The 21,230-nt window shown below is 46.4% G+C and carries 14 protein-coding genes and 1 tRNA gene; 12 read left to right on the top strand and 3 right to left on the bottom strand.

Annotated elements, in window-relative coordinates:
• Positions 1-44 precede the first annotated feature (44 nt).
• Positions 45-737 (top strand): aquaporin Z, encoded by a 693-nt coding sequence (gene aqpZ / locus HHL17_RS05465; RefSeq protein WP_169223751.1) that lies wholly within the window; start codon positions 45-47, stop codon positions 735-737.
• 90 nt (positions 738-827) lie between these two features.
• Positions 828-914 (top strand) — tRNA-Ser (locus HHL17_RS05460).
• Between the two features lie 88 nt (positions 915-1,002).
• Here HHL17_RS05460 and HHL17_RS05455 read toward each other — a convergent pair.
• Positions 1,003-1,581 (bottom strand): hypothetical protein, encoded by a 579-nt coding sequence (locus HHL17_RS05455; protein WP_169223750.1) that lies wholly within the window; start codon positions 1,579-1,581, stop codon positions 1,003-1,005.
• Between the two features lie 431 nt (positions 1,582-2,012).
• Here HHL17_RS05455 and HHL17_RS05450 point away from each other — a divergent pair, with 431 nt between their 5' ends.
• The 8 genes from HHL17_RS05450 to HHL17_RS05415 all read left to right on the top strand — a co-directional run bounded on the left by HHL17_RS05450 (position 2,013) and on the right by HHL17_RS05415 (position 15,195).
• Positions 2,013-2,624, top strand: a complete 612-nt coding sequence (locus HHL17_RS05450; RefSeq protein WP_169222779.1) for a hypothetical protein — start codon at positions 2,013-2,015, stop codon at positions 2,622-2,624.
• Between the two features lie 208 nt (positions 2,625-2,832).
• Positions 2,833-4,785, top strand: a complete 1,953-nt coding sequence (locus tag HHL17_RS05445) for a hypothetical protein (protein WP_169223749.1) — start codon at positions 2,833-2,835, stop codon at positions 4,783-4,785.
• 251 nt (positions 4,786-5,036) lie between these two features.
• Positions 5,037-6,776, top strand: a complete 1,740-nt coding sequence (locus HHL17_RS05440) for a hypothetical protein (RefSeq protein WP_169223748.1) — start codon at positions 5,037-5,039, stop codon at positions 6,774-6,776.
• Between the two features lie 230 nt (positions 6,777-7,006).
• Positions 7,007-7,597 carry an RNA polymerase sigma factor gene (locus tag HHL17_RS05435; protein WP_169223747.1) on the top strand — a complete coding sequence of 197 codons (591 nt, stop codon included), beginning with the start codon at positions 7,007-7,009 and terminating at the stop codon, positions 7,595-7,597.
• Between the two features lie 64 nt (positions 7,598-7,661).
• Positions 7,662-8,747, top strand: a complete 1,086-nt coding sequence (locus HHL17_RS05430; protein ID WP_169223746.1) for a FecR family protein — start codon at positions 7,662-7,664, stop codon at positions 8,745-8,747.
• A 253-nt stretch (positions 8,748-9,000) separates the two neighbouring features.
• Positions 9,001-12,462: a SusC/RagA family TonB-linked outer membrane protein gene (locus HHL17_RS05425; protein ID WP_206155915.1), complete on the top strand. Its 3,462-nt coding sequence runs from the start codon at positions 9,001-9,003 to the stop codon at positions 12,460-12,462.
• Positions 12,463-12,494: 32 nt separating this feature from the next.
• On the top strand, positions 12,495-14,294 hold the full coding sequence (locus tag HHL17_RS05420; RefSeq protein WP_169223745.1) for a RagB/SusD family nutrient uptake outer membrane protein: 1,800 nt from the start codon (positions 12,495-12,497) through the stop codon (positions 14,292-14,294).
• 1 nt (position 14,295) lies between these two features.
• Positions 14,296-15,195 carry a metallophosphoesterase family protein gene (locus HHL17_RS05415; RefSeq protein WP_169223744.1) on the top strand — a complete coding sequence of 300 codons (900 nt, stop codon included), beginning with the start codon at positions 14,296-14,298 and terminating at the stop codon, positions 15,193-15,195.
• A gap of 88 nt (positions 15,196-15,283) precedes the next feature.
• Here HHL17_RS05415 and HHL17_RS05410 read toward each other — a convergent pair whose 3' ends face one another.
• Together HHL17_RS05410 and HHL17_RS05405 are read right to left on the bottom strand one after the other, a co-directional pair.
• Positions 15,284-15,868 carry a pentapeptide repeat-containing protein gene (locus HHL17_RS05410; protein WP_169223743.1) on the bottom strand — a complete coding sequence of 195 codons (585 nt, stop codon included), beginning with the start codon at positions 15,866-15,868 and terminating at the stop codon, positions 15,284-15,286.
• A 29-nt stretch (positions 15,869-15,897) separates the two neighbouring features.
• Positions 15,898-16,443: a TetR/AcrR family transcriptional regulator gene (locus tag HHL17_RS05405; RefSeq protein WP_169223742.1), complete on the bottom strand. Its 546-nt coding sequence runs from the start codon at positions 16,441-16,443 to the stop codon at positions 15,898-15,900.
• Positions 16,444-16,847: 404 nt separating this feature from the next.
• Here HHL17_RS05405 and HHL17_RS05400 point away from each other — a divergent pair, with 404 nt between their 5' ends.
• Together HHL17_RS05400 and HHL17_RS05395 are read left to right on the top strand one after the other, a co-directional pair.
• A complete protein-coding gene (locus HHL17_RS05400; protein WP_169223741.1) occupies positions 16,848-18,008 on the top strand; it encodes an efflux RND transporter periplasmic adaptor subunit in 1,161 nt (386 codons plus the stop codon).
• A 65-nt stretch (positions 18,009-18,073) separates the two neighbouring features.
• Positions 18,074-21,229 (top strand): efflux RND transporter permease subunit, encoded by a 3,156-nt coding sequence (locus HHL17_RS05395; protein ID WP_169223740.1) that lies wholly within the window; start codon positions 18,074-18,076, stop codon positions 21,227-21,229.
• The last annotated feature ends 1 nt before the right edge of the window (position 21,230 follow it).

Genomic DNA, 21,230 nt, shown 5'->3' with positions numbered 1-21,230 from the left:
TCCCTTATCTGTAAACGCTTTCTATCACCACAAAACTCCAAAGTATGAATGTTTCGTTAACGCAAAAGTTTATCGCGGAATTCTTCGGCACATTAGTGCTGGTACTGATCGGTTGCGGCAGCGCCGTAATCGCCGGTAGTCATGTAGGTCTTCTGGGCATTGCTTTTGCCTTCGGTCTGTCGGTGCTCACGATGGTATATGCCATCGGGCATATCTCCGGATGCCACATTAATCCGGCCATCACCATCTCCATGCTGGCCACCGGCAAAATTTCCGGTAAAGATGCCGGCGCCTACATCGTAGCACAGATACTGGGCGCTATTGCCGCGGCAGGCATCCTCTACTGCATCGCAGGCGGTAGGGCAGAATATTCCCTCGCAGCCAACGGATTGGGACAGAACGGTATCGGCGACAATTACCAGGACCACTACAACGTAGCCAGCGGCCTGATCTTTGAAATCGTCTTTACCGCTATCTTCCTGGTTGTGATCCATGGCGCCACCAGCAAAAACAACAGCAACGGCGCACTGGCGGGCGTGGCCATCGGTCTCTCTCTCTCCATGATCCACATCGTGGGCATTCCCATCACCGGCGTGTCTGTAAACCCTGCCCGTAGTATCGGACCAGCCCTCTTCGTAGGTGGCGACGCACTGGCCCATCTCTGGATATTCATCGTAGGACCAGTTATAGGCGGACTTATCGGCGGCGTTATCTGGAAGCTCTATGACAAGGCCTAAAAAAAACTTGGAAAATAAAAGTAAAGGATTATCTTTGCAACCCTGAAACGGAAGACTCAACCCCTTCAGTAACGTTTCAAAGATAATCACGGAGAAGTGCAGGAGTGGTTGAACTGGCACGCCTGGAAAGTGTGTATAGGTGAAAGCCTATCAAGGGTTCGAATCCCTTCTTCTCCGCAAAAAAGGGACAAATCATCAGAAGGATGGTTTGTCCCTTTTGCATTTTCGTCGAAACTGCCCGATCGCAGACCAACTTAGGACAGATCTAGTTGATGAGGCCATAACTATTGAGCTGTTGCTGCTGTTCTTCTGTTAATAGTTTAAAATTCCCAATACCCCAAAAGCCGGATGGATTAAACGATACAACATAAAATACTTTGTCCCCCAATTGCACATTCACCTGGTCAACAAAGTCATTTAATATTTTTACTGTTGGGCTATACTCAAAAAGTTTTTCGGTATCCAACTCAACTAACCCAAACGCCTCAAAATATTTCTTAAATGCGCTTGTATTTATTTCTTTATGAGCAGTTAAAAACGTCCCTTTGATAGTTTCTTTGAAGAACAACCGCAAATCAAAGTTTGGGAAAACGCCTTTGGGGATGGTACTTTCAATACGATACGAGTGGAAAGATTGTTCATTCCAGGTCCAAAAATCATTATCGTCCTTTAAGATTAATTTATTTAAATAATCTTGTCCTCCTAAAAGTTGATTGAGATCGTTCGAAATTTTTTTCAATTCCTTTGGTTCAATCCAACTAAAATTGGATTGGATAAAAATTTCGCTCTCCGTTGCCGTATCAAAATAAATGTATGCTTCGTGCTCTTGATCAGCGTTTTTCATCAGCAACTGCGAAAAATTTTTTTTCCTGCATGAATGATTTTTTCATTTAACTCTTCGAACTCCTCTTTCTCCACCATCCTAAAAATGTTGTAGTTATACAGCCAGAAATATTTCTGTTCATTAATGAAAGATGTAGCCTCCCAAATATTGACAAGTTCTTTCCTAATATTTGTCATTTGTATAGCGTTTGTTTTATATTAAGTCCGATAATAAATATAGTTAATGTATTTTCCCCGAAAATTTTGCATGCTAAATTAATCTGCCACTAAAGCGCTGCTTAAGATACCTGCCTGACAATCACGAATCAGGTTTTTTTGTTTACATTTATGCTGGTGGTGTTAGCACCCCGAGATCCCTATACCGAATCAACCTATTCAGATCGTTTCTGCCAACTTCTAATATAAACCTCCAAAATTTAAATTATCTGATCCATGAAACGTTTACTGCATTCCCTCGCCAGTCTGCTATTAGTAGCAACGACCGTATTGTTTATTGCCTCCTGCAGCAAAAGCGGAGATCCCGGTCCGGCCGGCCAACAAGGACAAAAAGGAGATAAAGGCGACAAAGGTGATACCGGCGCCGGCGGCCCTGGCGGTTCTAAGGGCGACCCCGGCACCGCTAACGTTATCTATTCCGACTGGCTCGATATTGTCTATAAGCCTGATACCATTCATCGAAGCAATGGCACAATTGACACGCTGGGTTACTTTGCCAATATTGCAGCGGCCAAATTGACGGCCAGTATACTGAACACAGGTGAAGTGAAGGTATATATCAACCTGAGCTCCGCTGCTGATCCGACGATCACATCTCTGCCATACACCGATTTAAGGAGTGGCCTTTACATCAGGTATGTTGCCTATCAACAGTCGATAGAATTGTATTCCAACGCAGATGTCCGTACAGTACAAAATAATGCCGGCTTAAAACTCTATCAATACCGGTACATCATCATCCCTGGCGGCACTGCTGCAAGGAAAACAAACACGATCAACTGGGACAATTACAAAGAAGTAAAAACTTACCTGGGACTGAAGGATTAAATGAGCTGTACTCCTTCGAATTGAACTGGCTGAATACCCGCAGCCACAAAGGGATAGACGCAAGTCTGTCCCTTTCCGTTTTCAGTATTTCTGAAAGTACATAAAATCAATATTATCCGGCCGTATTAAGCGGTTTGACGCTACGTAAATAGGGTGCGCAGACATTTGATATATTAGTGGAATAACCTCAAACTAAATTCCGAACAAAATGACCCTAAAGAAAGAGCAGCCAGCGAAAGCGCTGCATGAAGAATCCGGAGACAAGTCCAACCCCGACGCCGTCCAATTTACGAATTCGTTGATGGACGCTTTAATTATGGAGACAAACAGCGAAGATGTCTATGGTGACATGTACGCCCGCGCAGCAGATGGGAGCATGCGCCGAATCCCGATCGGAACAGTCGGGCAGATGCTTAAAGTTGCCGCAGACGGATTCCCCGCCTGGGCAAATGATATCACCAACACGATCGTAGTGAATGCAGGGCAGAATCAAGCCATCTCTGTAGCAAATACCAGCTTACAGGCAACGGCCAGTGACCCCAACAGTTCCATCACATCGTATCTCTGGTCGAAACAATCCGGCCCCGTAGAGCCCATTGGCACCGGGTTTAACGGAGGATCATTTACACCGCTGAGGACAAGGACCTTTACCCCGTCCGGAACCGGAGATATCGTTTTTGACGATACGAATACCCTGCCCGGTGACCTGATCATACTGGAAGGAAATTTCAGGTCTGTAAGATTAGACAATGTGCAGGGCACGCAGGCCAATCCGATTGTTTTCAGGAACCCGGCTGGCCAGATCACGCAGATCGGCAATACTACATGGGCCGCAAACGGCGGACCAGCTTATGCTTTGCAAACCTCCAACTCCAAACACTTCATTTTTGCCGGAACCCACTGGAACAATCTGCTGTTTACAGGATCTGAAATCAATACCGACGGTGGCGGCGAACCTTATCGCTCCGCTTACAGGAACCTGTCATTTGATGCATTTTCCGAGAAATTTGAGATCTGTTATTTTACCGCTACACAGGGAGGCACCTGCATCGTGGCAAAGACCGACCCCGTATCCGGACAAAGTGCAACATGGTATCCCAATACAACATTGCAGGATATACTGATCCACGACTTTATCATCGATAGCCCTTACAATGAAGGATTATACATCGGGCATACAGCTACTTACTGGGATTTAATCAGTAACACGCCCTATAATCAGAGTCCATACGATCCGCCTCCGGCTGACAGCAACCGGTACAAACAACCCATTATGATCAGTAATGTCAAGGTGTGGAATGGCCGGATACTAAATACCGGTAAAGATGGCATTCAGATTTCAGCCTGTAAGAATATAGAGGTCTATCAGAATGAAGTTTTCAACTGGGCATCCGTTAATGTTCCTGACAGAGCCAATCATAACGGCGGGATTCTAATCGGCGGACGATCTGAAACCAGCAACGTTCACGACAATATCACCCATGATTCGTGGGGAGAGCATTTTCAGTTTTATGGTACCGGTACCGGACATATCTTCAAAAACAATCTTTGCTACAATACAAATGCATCGAACGTTAGCGGTGATATGGCCTCCATTGCTGCAAGGTGCGGCTCCAATAACACAGAAAATCACCCCGGCCAGGTCACTGTAGAAGCAAATACATTTTCAAGATGTGGTAACGGGTCGTTGGTAAGGGTAAACGGATATAGCAATAAATCCGGTGGTGTATCCGGCACCGACAATCTGCAGGTGATCCTGAAACGCAATATTCTTATGGCTCCCCGGAATAACGCCGGTGGTGATAATTATGACAGCTTCTATGTATACACGGAAAATCCCCAGGATTATGGATACGACAAAATTGTAACCAGACCGCTGGCAGGGGCTGATGCAAATGTTCAGTACCTCACGATGGCTATAGCAAATGTGGATACCAACAACTATTATCTGCCCAACAATGCCACGGTTATACAAGGATTCAGGAAAACCAAACCCGTAGGTCCCCAGCCTGTAACAGGAGCGTCCGTTATTGTTACGCCGAACACAGCTACTACCGCAGTTACCAATATGGTGAGCGGCGTGTATGTGTTCAGGTTGGTAGTGGGAAATGCGCTGGGTCAATACAAAAGCAGTACTGTTCAGGTAACGGTGACTTTATAAAGTTATCCAGACAGAAATTTTCGCATAGCTATCAACGTTCCTCATTGTTATAATAAAATACCTGGCCGGCTTACAGAGATAAGCCGGCCAAGTTTGTTTGTAGTCAGCATAACCATATGCTTTCCGGTAATCTAATGCATGCTGATGAAATACGTAACATGCCCCGACAAAGAGAATATAAACACCCCTGTATTCTTAAAAAGAATACTTTTACAAAATAGAATTGTAATCCTTATACCAAAAAGAATCTGATGAAACGCGTTTACCTAACCCTGTGCCTGGCAATTTCCAGCATCGTAACCCATGCCCAAAAAACATCTATTAAATGGGGAGAAGACTTTAAACTCCGTAAAGGCAGTACAGACTTACAAGTAGTACATGCAGACAATAGCGGCGTCTATCTCCAGGAAAGCCACATGGCTTTGAAAGCCTACTTCGTAGTCGGCGCCTCTCTCAGAGAATCCGCAGCACTCGTAAAGGTGGATAAAAATTTAACGGAGATATACCGCAATGATTTTAACAGGGAACTGAGAGGCAAAGAATTCGTACAATTCTTTCCTTGTGAAGACAAGCTATTCCTGTTTTCATCTGACTATAGCCGGCGGGACAGAACACTGGCGCTGTATGCCGCTGCGGTGAACAAGAATACCGGAGAGCTCACCGGAGAATTCAGAGAAGTGGCCACCTTCCAAAAAGATGAGAAAAGTGATGACATCGACTTCAAGATTGACTACAATACAGATAGCAGCAAAATTCTGATTGTAAGCAGCGTGAAAGGAACTGAAAACAATGAGTATAAAATTCAGGAACTCGACAAAAACCTCCGGGCTACTGCCAAACCCATCACCCTCAGGAATGAATTTGAACGCAAAAAATATCAACTGGAAGATCTGTTGTACACCAGTGATCGTAAAGTGGTATTAGTAGGACGGATGTACGAATATGAAGAAGGCAAAAAGAAAAAAGAGAAATTTCTCGACTTTACTAACTATAACATCCGCATCTACGACGAAAAAGGGAAACAACAATCAGAGATCAATACAAGCTTCAACGGAAGATGGCTCTTCAGTACCAAATTAGTACAGGAGAAGAACAAAGACCTGGTCCTGGCCGCATTCTACAGCAATGCTAAAAAAGGTAAAACAATTGATGGACTGCTGGTGCAAAGAATCAATGTGAATGATGGGAAAATAATATCTACCAGTGAGAAACAAATCAACAACTCGCTGTTATCCGGTGATCCCGACAAAGCAGACAATGACGACACCGACGATAAAGAAGAGAGCAGGGAAGAGAGAAAAATGAGAGAGGAGTTGAGCAAAATGAAAGATGAAGGAGAAGGTTTTTCGAGAAACATGCAATTCCGGAAAATCTTTTATACCGTAGATGGCGGCCTCGTTATTCTTGCCGAACAATACCGTCATTTTGTATCCACCAGCTCCAGCTACAGCGGCGGTGGTGTGAATGGTATGCCTGGTCAATGGAGATCAACCACTTATTCTACTTATATCTGCGGCGACCTGATGATGTGTAAGATAGACAACGCAGGCAACATAGGATGGTTACAGGTATTGCCTAAAACCCAGCGTGAAATCATACAGGGTCCTTCCTCCACCATGGCTACCGGCATTGGCTTCAACGCAAGCTATTTCCTGGAAGGGAACAGGCCTTTTTATTCAGGTTTTGGCGCCCTACAGGTTCCAGGGACCATCCAGCTCCTGTTTAATGACAGCCCCAAAAACAGTACTGTTACACAGGCAGGTCAAAAAGCAAAAACGATTGGCCGTTTTGCCAAATCTGATTGCTTCATTTTAAATATCGATGAAGCATCTGGTAAACTGAACAGGAAAGTGCTTTTCAGTAATTCCGATGTACCCACTGCCATGCCCCGGTTGGGCGCCATTATCGGTAATGATATGTATGTGGTGGGAAAAACAGACAGGATGATGGGCAAATCAAAAGTTGCCATTGCGAAAATCTCCGTGAAGTAAGATACCACTTTTAAAAGCGCTGGCAGCTTTGGTTGCCAGCGCTTTTTATTTTGTAGCGCTATCTCAAAAGTGGCAGCTATTACCGGCTCACGGCCATCCCTGCAAAATACGCTACCATATTATTTGAAGTTTGATTTATTTTACTACTTTTACTTCATTCCGCGTTTAGCAACCAAAACCGTAACATACACTTAATAATAGGCTTTCCGTGATTTCTATATTTTTGTGACATGAGGAACAATGAGCAGATTAAATCTCTTTTTCAAAAAGTCTGCAGTGATGATATGCAGGCCTACAACGAGCTATATCTTGCTCTATGTGGCCAGTTGATCCGTTTTTCCGCCGCAATTGTCTCCTCTTTCCATCTTGCAGAAGAAGTCATATCGGATGTCTTCATTACTGTCTGGCAAAAGCGCCATCAGCTGAAACATGTGGAGAACCCGGTTGTTTACCTCTACGTTACTACCAAAAATCTGTCGCTCAATACCCTGCAGCGTAACCGCCGGCATCTGCATGAAAGCCTGGAACTGCTGGACACTGCTGCCTTTCAGATAGCTCCGGACGCTGAAAAGAGTATGATTTCCGCTGAAGTTTCTCAGAAAATAGAATCCGCTATACGCAGTCTGCCTCCCCGCTGCCAGTTGATTTTCCGGCTGGTAAAACATGACCGGCTCAGCTACCGGGAGGTAGCCGATCTGTTGGATATTTCCGTCAAAACTGTAGACGCCCAGTTATCCCTTGCTGTTAAGAAGGTGGCGCAGGCCGTGCGCTTTGACCTTTCCGGAGAATTGGTAACCTCCTTCCTCCATCTTGACTCCTGATTTTTTTTCAAAACCCTATAGGGAGATTTCCCCCACTTTATTGTCCTTTTAATATCGGAAGATCATGGACCAGGAAAAATTATATACCCTGCTGACCAGGGAAATTGCCAATGAGCTCACTGAAGCAGAAGCTGAAGAATTACAACAGCTGCTGCAACAGTATCCGCATGCCTCCTATATCCGTGAGATCTTTATGAAACCATGGCAGGAAACCGGTCGCCCGGCATCCACTGAGCAGCTTTCTGACATGCAGGCCAGACACCTGCAACGTCTGCACGCAAGCGATGCAACTCCCCGTGTTACAACGGAGGGGGAAACGCCTGTTGTACAGCTCGCCAAACGTCGATGGTGGAGGGCAGCAGGTATCGCCGCGGGTATCGCCTTATTAATTGCCGTAGGATGGAAATTTATCCCCGGGCGTACTACCGCACCGCAGCCTCAGAAATCACTGGCAACGGCAAAGGGCATACGTTCCCAGCTATTATTGCCCGACGGCTCCCGTGTATGGCTTAATTCCGGCAGCAAACTGAACTACCCCAGGTCATTCGCAGCCCGGGGGCCAAGGGTGGTGGAACTGGAAGGAGAAGCTTTTTTTGAAATTGCCACCGATGCTAACAGGCCTTTCCGTGTACAGACCAAAGCCTTTACTATCCTGGTGCTCGGTACCTCCTTCAACGTACGGGCATACCCGCAGGAAGACAGTGCCGTCACTTCCCTGGTAGATGGCGCTATTGAAGTGCAGCTGGACAAAAATGGCCAGCAAAAAGTCATGCTCCGCCCGAATGAGAAACTGACCATTCCCTCTAATCTGTTCACTGCCAGAGACAATGAAGCGGCAGTTACAGAAGAACAAAGACCAGCCATTCATCTATATAAACAACGACTGACACAAATACGTGACAGTATTACTTCCGAAACCGCATGGGTAAAGAACAAGCTGGCTTTCAAACACCTTGAACTTGACAAAGTATCAGCCTTACTGGAACAATGGTATGGTGTGGAAATAAGCTTCCGGGACCAACAGAAAAAACAACTTTATTTCACCGGTGTATTTGAAACAAACAACCTGGACGAAGTATTGGAGGCATTAGCCTCTACCGGCTCATTTACCTACACCAAAGATGAAAAGGGAAGAATCTGGATCGAATAACCAATCTGTTTAAAAAGTAAAACTAACATTATGGCTTAATTCACTTGTAAGAACACTGTCATCACACAGGCAATAACGGATAAAAAACGGGAAATGTTGGTACCATTCCCCGCTCAATTATCGGTTAACGGCTTTGTATTGTCTTTTCCGGACCAAACAAAATTTAATTAACCAACAAAACAAATTTATGAAAAAAAACACAGTGGACAATTGTGCCCTTCCGTCGCGGGGGTGGTATAAGCTGTTAATTTTTATGAAATTATTTACATTGCTCATAACGGTAGCCTGCCTGCATCTCAGCGGCGCAGTACGTTCCCAGTCAAAAATCACCTTGAAGGTCACACAGGTGCAGCTGGAAAAAGCTTTAACGATGCTGGAAAAAACCAGCAGCTACCGATTTGTATATAACGATGATAATTTGCCACTGCATCTGAAGGTATCTGTAGATGCAAACGACCTGCCTGTCGACAAAGTAATGGAGCAGCTGTTAAGCAAAACAGCCCTGCATTACCGTATCATGCCGGGCAACCTGATCGTCATCGCTCCGGCAGGTATCGTCAGCAAAGACCAGGTTGTAAAAGGGAAAGTGGTTACTCCTGCCGGAGAAGCCCTTCCCGGCGTTACTGTGCGGCTCAAGAACACAGCAATTGGCGTCACCACCGGTACTAAAGGCAACTTCGAAATCAAAGTGCCTGAAAACGCGGTACTGGTCGTCTCCTATATCGGATTCAACCCGCAGGAGGTATCCCTCAATGGGAAAGACTATCTAACCATTACCATGGAACCTTCCAAAAACTCTATGGAAGAAGTGATTGTGGTGGGTTATGGCACACAGAAAAAAATCAACGTAACAGGCGCGGTGGACCAGATCTCCGGCAAACAGCTGGCAGAAAGACCCATTGCCAACGTTATGCAGGGACTTCAAGGCGTAAGCCCCGGCCTCAACATCACCTATAAAGGCGGCGCTCCCGGGCAAACCCCTAAAATCAATATCAGGGGTATGACCTCTCTGAACGACAAAACCAATGCGCCACTGATCATTATTGATGGTATCACCGCCGCCACAGACGATCTGATGCGGCTCAACCCATCCGACATCGCCTCCATCTCCGTGCTGCGCGACGCCGCCTCCGCAGCTATTTATGGGGCCCGTGCCGCCTTCGGCGTATTGCTGATCACCACCAAAACAGGTAACGCCGGTGGTAAACAAACGGTTAGCTATAACAACTACTTCGCCAGGTCACGCAGGACAGTGATGCCTGAACCCATTACAGATCCCTATATCTTTTCCCGCGTACAGGAAACATCCACTAACAACACGCCGTGGGATTACGTCAATTACAGCGATGAATACTACAAATGGGCTAAAGAACGGTCCGATAATCCATCCCTGCCAGACACCCGCCTCGATCCCAGCGATCCCACCAAATGGGCTTATATGGGCAGCAATAACTGGAACGACTATTTCTTCAGCAAATCCAACTCCTCCCAATACCACAGCATTTCCTTAAGCGGCTCCGCTGAAACAGCGAAAAAAATGCCGATCAACTACCTCCTCTCAGTCGATTTCACGGATGAGAACGGGCTGAACAGGCTGGCCAAAGATAAATGGGACCGTTATGGTTTACGGAATAAAATCAATATCAAACCACTGAGCTGGTTGCAGGTAGACAATAACCTGAGCATCTACCAGACCAAGGCAGATGCCCCCTCCAATAGCATCACGGATGTGTATTACCTGCAGCCTACCATGGTAGCTGTAAACCCCGATGGCACCTGGGCTAATACCGATGCCGGACGCCTCGCCGCCAAACTGGTAGACGGAGGCAGAAATACCACCACCCGTTTTGGTTTTCAGAACGTCATCAGAGGTGTAGCCTCTTTCCTGAACAACGACCTGCAAATTACCGGTGACGCCAGCTTCCAACGGGAACAATGGAAATACCATAAAGACATCAAAAATTATAAAATCGGGTTCGGCCCCAACGACATTCGTCAGGAGGGCGGTACCGGCTATGTTTCGGAAAACAATGCACTCACCATACATGACGTGTACGACCTCTATGCCAATTACCACAAAACCCTGGGACATGACCATAAAATCCTGCTGCTGGCGGGCTTCAACCAGGAAAACTATGAGTGGAACCAGTTAGATGCCACCAAACAAAATATCATTTCTTCTTCTTTGCCTTACATCGGACTGACCAGCGGGGATGCCAAACTGGGCACATCCTATACCGCTTATGGCATCAGAAGCTATTTTGGCAGGATCAATTACACCTTCAAAGACCGGTACATCATCGAAGGGAACGGCCGTTATGACGGCTCTTCCCGCTTCCCCTCCAACAAACGCTGGGGATTCTTTCCGTCTGTATCAGCTGCCTGGATCGCCAGTGAAGAGCCTTTCATGAAAAGTCTCTCCAAACAGCTTTCCACCTTTAAGATAAGAGCTTCGTATGGCAATCTGGGTAACCAGAGCGTGAGTGATTTCGGTTACATTCAGACTATTCCCACCACTTTATCCGGCTACCTGATTGGCGGCAATGCCAACCAGACCATTATCAAGAGCGCACCACCACTGAATGTAGACCCCAACAACTACACCTGGGAAAAAGTGACTACCGCCAATATCGGAGCAGACATGGGCTTCTGGGAAAACCGCTTACAGGCCACTTTCGACTACTATGTACGTAATACCATCGGTATGCTGGAAAAAAGCGCCGAACTACCCGCAGTACTGGGCACTTCAGCACCTCAGCAAAACTCAGCCGATCTTTCTACCCGTGGTTGGGAACTGACCATCGGCTACCGCAACAGCATTGATGTCAGGAATGCCCCCCTGAGCTTTGGCGTCAAAGTGTTTGTTTCTGACGACAAAACCAAAATCACCCGTTTCAAAAATGATCAGCTACTGCTGAAAAACTACCGCGAAGGCCAGACCATCGGCGAAATCTGGGGGCTTACCAATGATGGCGTATTCCGGAATAAAGATGAAATCAACAAACTGAACGAGAGTGATCTTATTCCCTGGGGCGCCCTTGACATTGTGCCCGGATGGCCCAAATACAAGGACCTCAACAACGATGGTAAAATAGAACGCGGCATTACGGCCAATGATCCGAAAGACCTCAGCATCATTGGCAACAGCAGTCCCCGTTACCGCTTTGGTGTTAACCTCGATGCTGCCTGGAAAGGATTTGACATCAGCATCTTCCTCCAAGGCATTGCCAAAATGGATTTTTATCCACGCCACTACCTCTTCTGGGGACCTTATCAGCAGCCATACGCCAACATCTATCCCTGGAACCTGAATTTCTACCGGGGAGCAGCCGACGATGCCAATCTGCGTGCGCAGCATTCCCAATCCTACATCCAGGCCGGACTCGCCGATGCTAATACAGACGCTTATTTCCCGGTATTGCAGGCATGGCTGGCAGACGCCAACTATGGATCTGGGCTGGATATCCCACAATCCAAATATTTGCAGAATGCAGCCTATCTCCGCGTCAAAAATCTGACCATCGGATACACGCTGCCATCATCCATCCTCAAGCGTTACCACGTATCACGTTTACGTGTATTCGTTTCCGGTGAGAACCTCTTTGAGTTCTCCTCCATCAAAAAATATCTGGACCCTGAATCCATTACAGATGGCTATGGATGGGCATATCCTTATCAGCGCAAATATGCAGTAGGTATCAATCTGGACCTGTAATCAGGACAGGTGGAATCATTAAAAAAGGTAACATGAAAAAAATCTTTCTCTTTATACTGGCCGGTATCATATTTACCGGATCCGCTTGTAAAAAATCATTCTTCGACCGGTATCCCCAGGACGCCATCGCTCCACCGCTCTTTTTCAAATCTGAAGAAGACCTGTCGCTCTATATCAATGGCCTGCTGTCCATAACCGGCACAGATATCTACTATAATGACCAGAGCAGCGACAACATGGCCACTACCGCGCAGAAAGAAATCAAAAACATGATGACCGGTTCTCCTACCTCCCGAAATATTTCCGATGGCTGGGACTGGGACCGTCTGCGCAACATCAACTATTTCCTGGACAACTACAACAAAGCACAGGTAACACAAGAGGTAAAAGATCATTATGCCGGCCTTGCGCGGTATTACCGGGCGCTGTTTTATTTTGGCATGGTCAAACGTTATTCCGATGTGCCCTGGTACGGCAAATCACTGGACCCCAACGATTCGGCCTTCTTATATAAAGCCCGCGATCCGCGCGCGCTGGTGGTAGACAGTATCATAGCAGACCTCAGTTTTGCTGCGGCCCATATCCGCACCAAAGTAACCTCCGGCACTCCCAATGTATGGGCGGCAAAAGCAGCATTCGCACGTATCGCCCTGCACGAAGGCACCTATCGTAAGTACCATCCTGAATTGAATCTGCAAGGTTCCGCAGGCCGTTTCCTCGACACCGCCATCCATGTGTCAGAAGATATCATGAAAAACGGTGGGTTTGGTGTTTATGATGTGACCCACACCCCTCAGGACTATACCGCCCTTTTTAATAGTGCAGACCTGCTTCAAAACAAAGAAGTGATACTTGCCCACCCTTACGATGCTGCTAAATCAGCCAGCAGTGGCGGCACAGGCACCGTTTTCGGCGATTATGAGCAATCTCCCTCCCGCGATCTTATTCAGAGTTACCTGATGGCAGACGGATCACGGTTTACCGACCAGGCCGGCTATCAACAAATGCAATTCGTACAGGAATTTGTGAACCGCGATCCACGCCTTAAAGAAACCTTCGCCTGGCCCGGTTTCGTTAAGGCCGGCGATAATAGGCCATACATACAACGCCTGAACAAAAACTTCTCCGGTTATCACCAGATAAAAGGGTATACCAATACCACCGATAATATCGCAGCAGGTAGTGTGGACGTTCCGGCTTACCGTTTCGCAGAAACACTGTTGATTTTTGCTGAAGCAAAAGCAGAACAAGAGGTGCTTACGCAGGCAGACCTTGACCGGTCTGTAAATCTGCTGCGCACGCGCGTGCAAATGCCCGCTATGAACCTGGCTGCCGCCAATGCGTTGCCAGATCCTTTACTCGCCAATCAATTCACTGACGTAAAAGGAAACATGAAAGGCGTCATTCTTGAAATACGCCGCGAACGAAGAGTAGAACTCGCTCTGGAAGGGTTTCGTTACGATGACCTCATGAGATGGCATGGTGGTAAACTGCTCACCAAACAACCGGAAGGGATGTATTTTCCTGGCCTGGGTAAATACGACCTCACCGGCGACGGCATCCCGGACATCATCCTGATCAGTCAAAACACGGACATCCCCACAGATGACAAAAAGGAAAAAAATGCACTGGGCATCAACCTGATATATTATAAAGCAGGCAGCTTTGGTGATAACGTTACCGTATATATGAAAAACGGAACTGCCGGTGGGGCATTAGTAACAGAAGTTACCTCCAGAACATTTCCGGAACCTCAGTTCTACTATCGCCCGATCCCTTTTGCACAAACCGTCCTGAATCCAAATCTTAAACAAATTTTTGACTGGCAATAATATGAACAGAAGAAGTATCATCAAAAGCGGAGGATTACTGGCAGCAGCCTCATTACTAACACCCGCCATGAAAAGCGCCGCAGCTCCCGCAGCCAAACGCAAACCCGCGCTTACCGTTGCGCACATCACAGATGTGCATATCTGTGCAGAAGAAAATGCACCCGAACGTTTTATCAAATGCCTGGCTGCTGTGAAAAAACAGGGCGTGGATTTTATTCTCAATGGTGGCGACTCCATCATGGATGCATCCTATGACAACGTACCCCGCGAACAGGTCACCAAACTGTGGGGCATCTGGGACCGGTGCATAGAAACCATCCGGCCTTTTGAAGTGCACAGCTGCCTTGGCAACCATGATATGTGGTGGAAGGCTCCGTCCAAAGAAGATAATATGTATGGGAAACCTTATGTTGTAAAGCGGCTCAATATCCCGGCCCGCTACTACAGCTTCACCAAAAAAGGCTGGCATTTTATCATCCTTGATGGCAACAACGAACATATATCACTGGATGCGGAACAATTCAGCTGGCTGGAAAACGATCTCCAACAGCTGGCCCCGGGCACGCCTACCCTGGTAATGTCCCACTTTCCCATTCTGGGCGTTACGCCTACTTTGGTAGGAGGGGGGCATAGTGACCATGTTAAACTCAAAAACCTCTTTTATAAACATAAAGACAAAGTGAAAATCTGTCTTAGCGGCCATAACCACCTGTCAGATAATGCGGTGTACAATGGTATCCGTTACTGCTGTAATGGAGCGATGTCCGGCTTCTGGTGGGGTGCAGGTGATAAGGATTCCGCAGGAAAGGGATATTATTTTGAGACACCTCCCGGATATGCGATCCTGCGCTTATATGAAGATGGACAAGTGGAAAACGAATACATCCCTCATGATTATTGATTGCAGGTGAATACTTTTTTCCAAGAGGCTATCTCCAGTATTTGCAAGGGCCTGGAGATAGCTCTTTTTATTTGCTCATAAACTCATACTATTCAATATCCAGATTGTATTTATAAAGCAACCCGGAGAGATTCAACGCAGAAAACCTGGCTTTCTTCATCTTATTAAAATCCGGATCTATCCCAAAATTCTGCGCATTTCTAAAATCCGCTTTTTCCAATATAGTATTGGAAAACCGGGCCATTGTCAAATCCGAATTTTTAAAATCAGCAGACGTCAAATCTGCCTCTGAAAAATCTACTTCTTTTAAGGAACAATCGTGAAACAGGGTCTTTCTTAACCTGGTCCCTAAAAAGGTGGAATAATCCAGTATGCATTCATAAAAAGAGAATGAAAACATAAACCTGTTACATTGGGTAAAATCAACACCCAACATTTTACAGCCGGTGAACCGCGCGTCTCTGAAACCAGCGCCGTTCAATATTACCATTGAAAAGTTGCACTGTTTGAAATGACAATCTTCAAAACTGTTATCGCGCAAATCACTCTTTGAAAAATCACAATCTATAAATTCACATTGCACAAACTCCCTGTTCTCCAATCTCCTTCCTGCGTAATTAACATCGGAGAATGTTTTCTGCTGATGGATGATTGATCCATTTGATTTACTCATAAATGATGGATGATTTTCAGTATGACCTTCTATCTTTTCAAATACTTCAATATCCTCTGCTTGGTTTCGTCATTGACAACAGAAAAACCAAAACCTTCAGAATACCAGATGCCATCAGCCACCAGTAACATGATAAGACCATGAATATTTGGCTCAGTTCCATCCGGCGGCATTATATTCTCCACGTACCAATCCTCCCACCACTTCCTGTATTGCGGACTGGCAAGGAGCGCCTTAATCACAAGACGCATCAATTGCTGGTATGATTGATCATTGCCTTTGTCAATAACAAATTTCAGGTACCCATAGGCTTTATCACCGCTGCCAATCTCCTCATTGAACACCTTCATCCATTCCGTCAGCCCTGCCAGGCTTCGCCTCATGAGCTCGTCCAGCAGCTCGTCCTTGTTTTTAAAATGATGAATAATCCCTCCTTTACTCAGGCCCGTCCTGTCAGCGATGGCCTGGAAGGTCACATCATGCCAGTCGCCTGCGGCGCCTATCTCCGTGGCAGCGTCAAGGATCAGCTGCTTATTTAATTCAGGCTCCTTTTTTCTTTTGTACGCGTTTTCCATAATATAAAGATACCGACCATACGGTTTGTTTCAAAATTTTTCTTACCTTAGCATCATCAACAAGCCTACATAAAAGAACCAAAAAGTCTGGAAAATCAGCAAGACCAGCGCTCCCGGAGAAGAACCGACAAACAGAAGTACCAGAGAGAATTGCTTTTTTATGATATCAAATACAAGCACCCGTAAGCTGGCATCGATACCTAACTTCCTTCCAACTCAGGGAGCGAGGCCCATTTGTGTATTCATGCTGGTGGCTTATTGGAATGTGCTCTTTTAGACCTCTCTTCTAAACGTACAGTTTAGATGCACTTATCACTTCTCAATTTTTAGTTAAGCCGGCTATATCCTTTAGCCGGATACAGCATTCCTATGTCATGTTCCCAACACTAAACAATCATCAAATTATGCAAAATTTGACAAGGCATATCATGTCCGCTTCTCTCGCCGGAATACTATTGAGCTCCTGTGGAAATACCCCTGGAAATGATCAGCAATGGGGAGCCGGAAGCCCACAGCCATTTCCGGTGGCCACCGTTGCGGTGGCCAATACCGTCTTAAACGAAGACTATCCGGCAGTACTGGAAGGACAACAGAACGTGGAAATCCGTCCAAAGATAGACGGGTTTATTGAATATATATATATCGATGAGGGAGCCATGGTAACCAAAGGCGAGCTGCTGTTTAAAATTCAGGCACCGCAGTATGAACAGGAAGTCAGAACAGCCGAAGCTGCCATCAAAAGTGCAGAAGCTTCCGTTAATGCGGCAAGAATTCAGCTGGATAAAGCAATACCACTGGCGGAAAAGGGAATTGTAAACAAATTCGAAGTAGACGAATCCCGTTACAATTTACAAGTGAAAGAAGCCGCATTGGCACAAGCCCGGGCTAGTCTCGTTAATGCAAAAACCAACATCGGATATACCACTATTGTCAGTCCCATCAATGGGATCATTGGCGCCATACCCTTTAAAACAGGAAGCCTGGTAAGCAGTGCCGCTCCCCAGCCTTTAACTACGGTGTCGGATATACGTAAAATATATGCCTATTTTTCATTGAATGAAAAACAGTTCCTCGAATTTGCTGACGCATCTTCCGGAGAACGCATGGATGATAAAATAAAAAGTTTTCCGCCGGTCAGCCTCGTCCTCGCAAACGGCAAAGAATACGGCGAAAAAGGAAAGCTTGAAACAGTGGGTGGACTTATCAACACGACCACCGGTTCAGCTACTTTCCGCGCTACCTTCAACAATCCTTCCAACATCATCAGAAGCGGCTCCAGTGCAACGATACGCATCAATAGGGCACTACAGCACGTTATCATCATTCCACAAAGTGCCACCTATGAATTGCAGGATAAAAAATTCGTTTACGTAGTAAGTAAAGATGGTACCGTCAAAAGCCGTGAAATTACTGTCCATCCAATTTCAAATGACAGAAACTATGTTGTTGAAGCAGGATTATCCACCGGCGAAAAGATCGTAACGGAAGGCATGGGAAATTTAAAAGACAGTATGAAGATCATTCCGACTGCCCCATCTAAAATGGCCGCACTTCCCGCTTATTAAGCACCTAATTTGTTTCACCTGGCGAACGTGCCCAATAGGGCACCGGAGCTACATGCACATACAATATGTTACGCAGCTTTATAGAAAAACCAGTCCGATCAACTGTTATATCAGTCATCATTGTGATATTGGGCTTACTGGGGTTGTTTACCCTGCCTATATCCCAGTACCCCGACATTGCCCCACCCACCGTGGAAGTGAAAACCAGCTTCCAGGGAGCCAATGCCGATGTTGTTTTGAATAGTGTTATCGTGCCGCTGGAAGAACAGATCAATGGTGTGGAGAACATGTCCTATATGACTTCCAGTGCAGGTAATGACGGCACCGCCACCATCACCATATTTTTCAAGCTAGGCACCGATCCTGACCTGGCCGCCATCAACGTTCAGAACCGGGTCACAAAGGCGACCAGCCTTTTACCGGCTGACGTGATCAAATCAGGTATTACTACCAGCAAGCGGCAGGCAAGCCTCGTATTTATTTTTGATGTGTACAGTACCCGTAAATCCTATGATGAAACTTTCCTTCAAAACTATGTGAACCTCAACATCATGCCACAACTGAAGCGTGTGCCCGGTGTTGGGGACGCCTTTATCTACGGTGCACATGACTACTCCATGCGCATATGGCTGAAACCCGAAGTGATGGCCACCTACGGGTTGATTCCGCAAGATGTCATTCAGAAGCTGACAGAACAGAACATCGAAGCTGCTCCCGGTAAGTTCGGCGAAAACGGTGACCAGGCTTTTCAATACGTTATGAAATACAAAGGCAGGCTCAAAACCGCCGCTGAATTTGACAAGATCGTTATCAGGTCAGATGAGAAAGGGAATACGTTGTACCTCAAAGATGTGGCCAAGGTCGAACTGGGAGCGCTCAGTTATACCACCAGCGCAGTCACCGACGGCGGACATCCCACTTCAACGGTAGCCATTACCCAATCAGAAGGTTCCAATGCACATGAACTGATACAGCAATGTGAAGCAATCCTGAAAGAAAGCGCCAAAGACTTTCCTGACGGATTACACTATAAAATCTTCCTAAACGCCAATGAATTTCTCGATGCTTCCATTGAAAAAGTAACACATACCCTGATAGAAGCATTCATCCTTGTATTTTTAGTTGTATTTGTATTCCTGCAGGATTTCCGCTCCACGCTCATACCAGCTATTTCAGTGCCCGTCGCCATTATTGGCACCTTCTTCTTTTTAAAGCTGTTTGGTTTCAGCATTAACATGCTGACGTTATTTGCCCTGGTACTGGCCATAGGCATCGTGGTAGACGATGCTATTGTGGTAGTGGAAGCCGTACATTCCAAAATGAGCCAGGGGACACATGACGCTAAAAAGGCAACGCTTCACGCCATGAGTGAAATCAGCAGCGCGATCATTTCCATCACACTGGTCATGGCGGCGGTGTTCATCCCGGTGTCATTCATCAACGGTTCCGCCGGGGTGTTCTACAGGCAATTTGGGTTAACACTGGCCATTGCCATTATGATTTCGGCTATTAATGCATTAACCCTGAGCCCTGCATTGTGCGCCATTTTTCTGAAACATCACCTCCATCAACAGGCAGTAAAAACAGGAAGATTACACCGGTTCTACGAGAGTTTCAATACCGCCTTCGAAGCAACCACCGAAAAATACAAGAGGGCTATACAATTCCTCATCAAAAGAAGATGGATCGCGACAGCGATGATTATTGTATTCTCTGTGCTTTGCTGGCTGCTGATAAAAACCACGCCCACAGGATTCGTGCCCAACGAAGATGGAGGCGCTATCTTCAGCGACATCATTTTACCACCATCTTCTTCCCTGGAAAGGACCGCAGCCTTATCCGACGAAGTGGAAAAAATTGTGCGTGCTGTTCCGGAAGTAGCGTCCGTTACAAGACTTGCCGGGCAGGACCTGATCAGTGGCGCCGGTGGTTCGTACGCGGCGCTGTTTATCCGCCTGAAGCCATGGGCACAGCGTAAACATAAAGGTCAGGATGTTCAAAGTATCGTTGGCCAGCTATTCGGACGCACGGCGCATATCAAAGGGGCACAAATCATCTTCTTTGCCTCACCCACTTTGCTCGGTTTTGGAAACACCACCGGTTTTGAGTTTAATCTGCAAGACCGTTCCAATGGCGACATGAACCAGTTCAACCAGGTAACAAACAAGTTTTTGAGCGCCTTAAATCAGCGGCCGGAGATACTGTACGCTACTACTTCCTTCAACAACAATTTCCCCCAGTTTCAGTTACAGGTAAATGTGGAAAAATGCGAACAAGCCGGTGTAGCGCTCAATACCGTGTTAACCACCATGCAAGGGTACTATGGCGGAATTTATGCATCTGACTTCAACAGGTTTGGCAAACAGTACAGGGTAATGGTGCAGGGTGATCAAAGATCCAGAACAACGCCCACAAGCCTTAATGGCATTTATGTACGTACTAATAAAGGATTGATGGCGCCCATTTCTGAGTTTGTCACCCTGAAAAAAACATATGGTGCCGAATTCATCAACAGGTTCAATTTATTCAACTCCGCTGCCGTAACCGGCTTACAAAAACCGGGATATAGCTCCGGAGATGCCATTAAGGCCATCCGGGAAGTGGCCAGTCAAACCCTGCCCAGAAAGTACACCTATGAATTTTCAGGGCTTTCCAGGGAAGAGGTGGAAAGTGGCAACCAAACTGTTATCATATTCCTGTTATGCCTGGTGTTTGTTTATTTTCTGCTGTGCGCACAATACGAAAGTTATATCCTTCCGTTTGTGGTGCTGCTTTCACTACCCATAGGCATAGCCGGCGCTTTTTTGTTCGGGAAATTATTGGGCATTGATAACAATATTTTTGTTCAGATAAGCCTGATCATGCTCATTGGGCTGCTGGCCAAAAATGCCATCCTGATCGTAGAGTTCGCACTACGGAACAGGAGGGGAGGACAAAGCCTTGCCCGTGCAGCCATCGGAGGAGCCACCGCCCGGCTGAGACCCATTTTAATGACCTCGTTTGCTTTTATTCTCGGCTTGTTCCCGCTCATACTATCTCAGGGCGCAGGCGCCATGAGTAACCGTTCCATTGGGACCGCTGCCGTTGGTGGCATGTTGATCGGAACCGTCTTTGGAATTTTCATCATCCCAACCCTGTTTATTATTTGCCAGCACCTGCAGGAGAAGCTTAGTGTCCCTGAAACTACATTCCAAAAGGTGCCGGATGTTTCTATCATCTGAT

Origin of the sequence: Chitinophaga fulva, assembly GCF_012927205.1 — a bacterium.
In the GTDB taxonomy this organism is placed as follows: domain Bacteria; phylum Bacteroidota; class Bacteroidia; order Chitinophagales; family Chitinophagaceae; genus Chitinophaga; species Chitinophaga fulva.
This window is presented reverse-complemented; position numbering and strand designations above follow the sequence as displayed.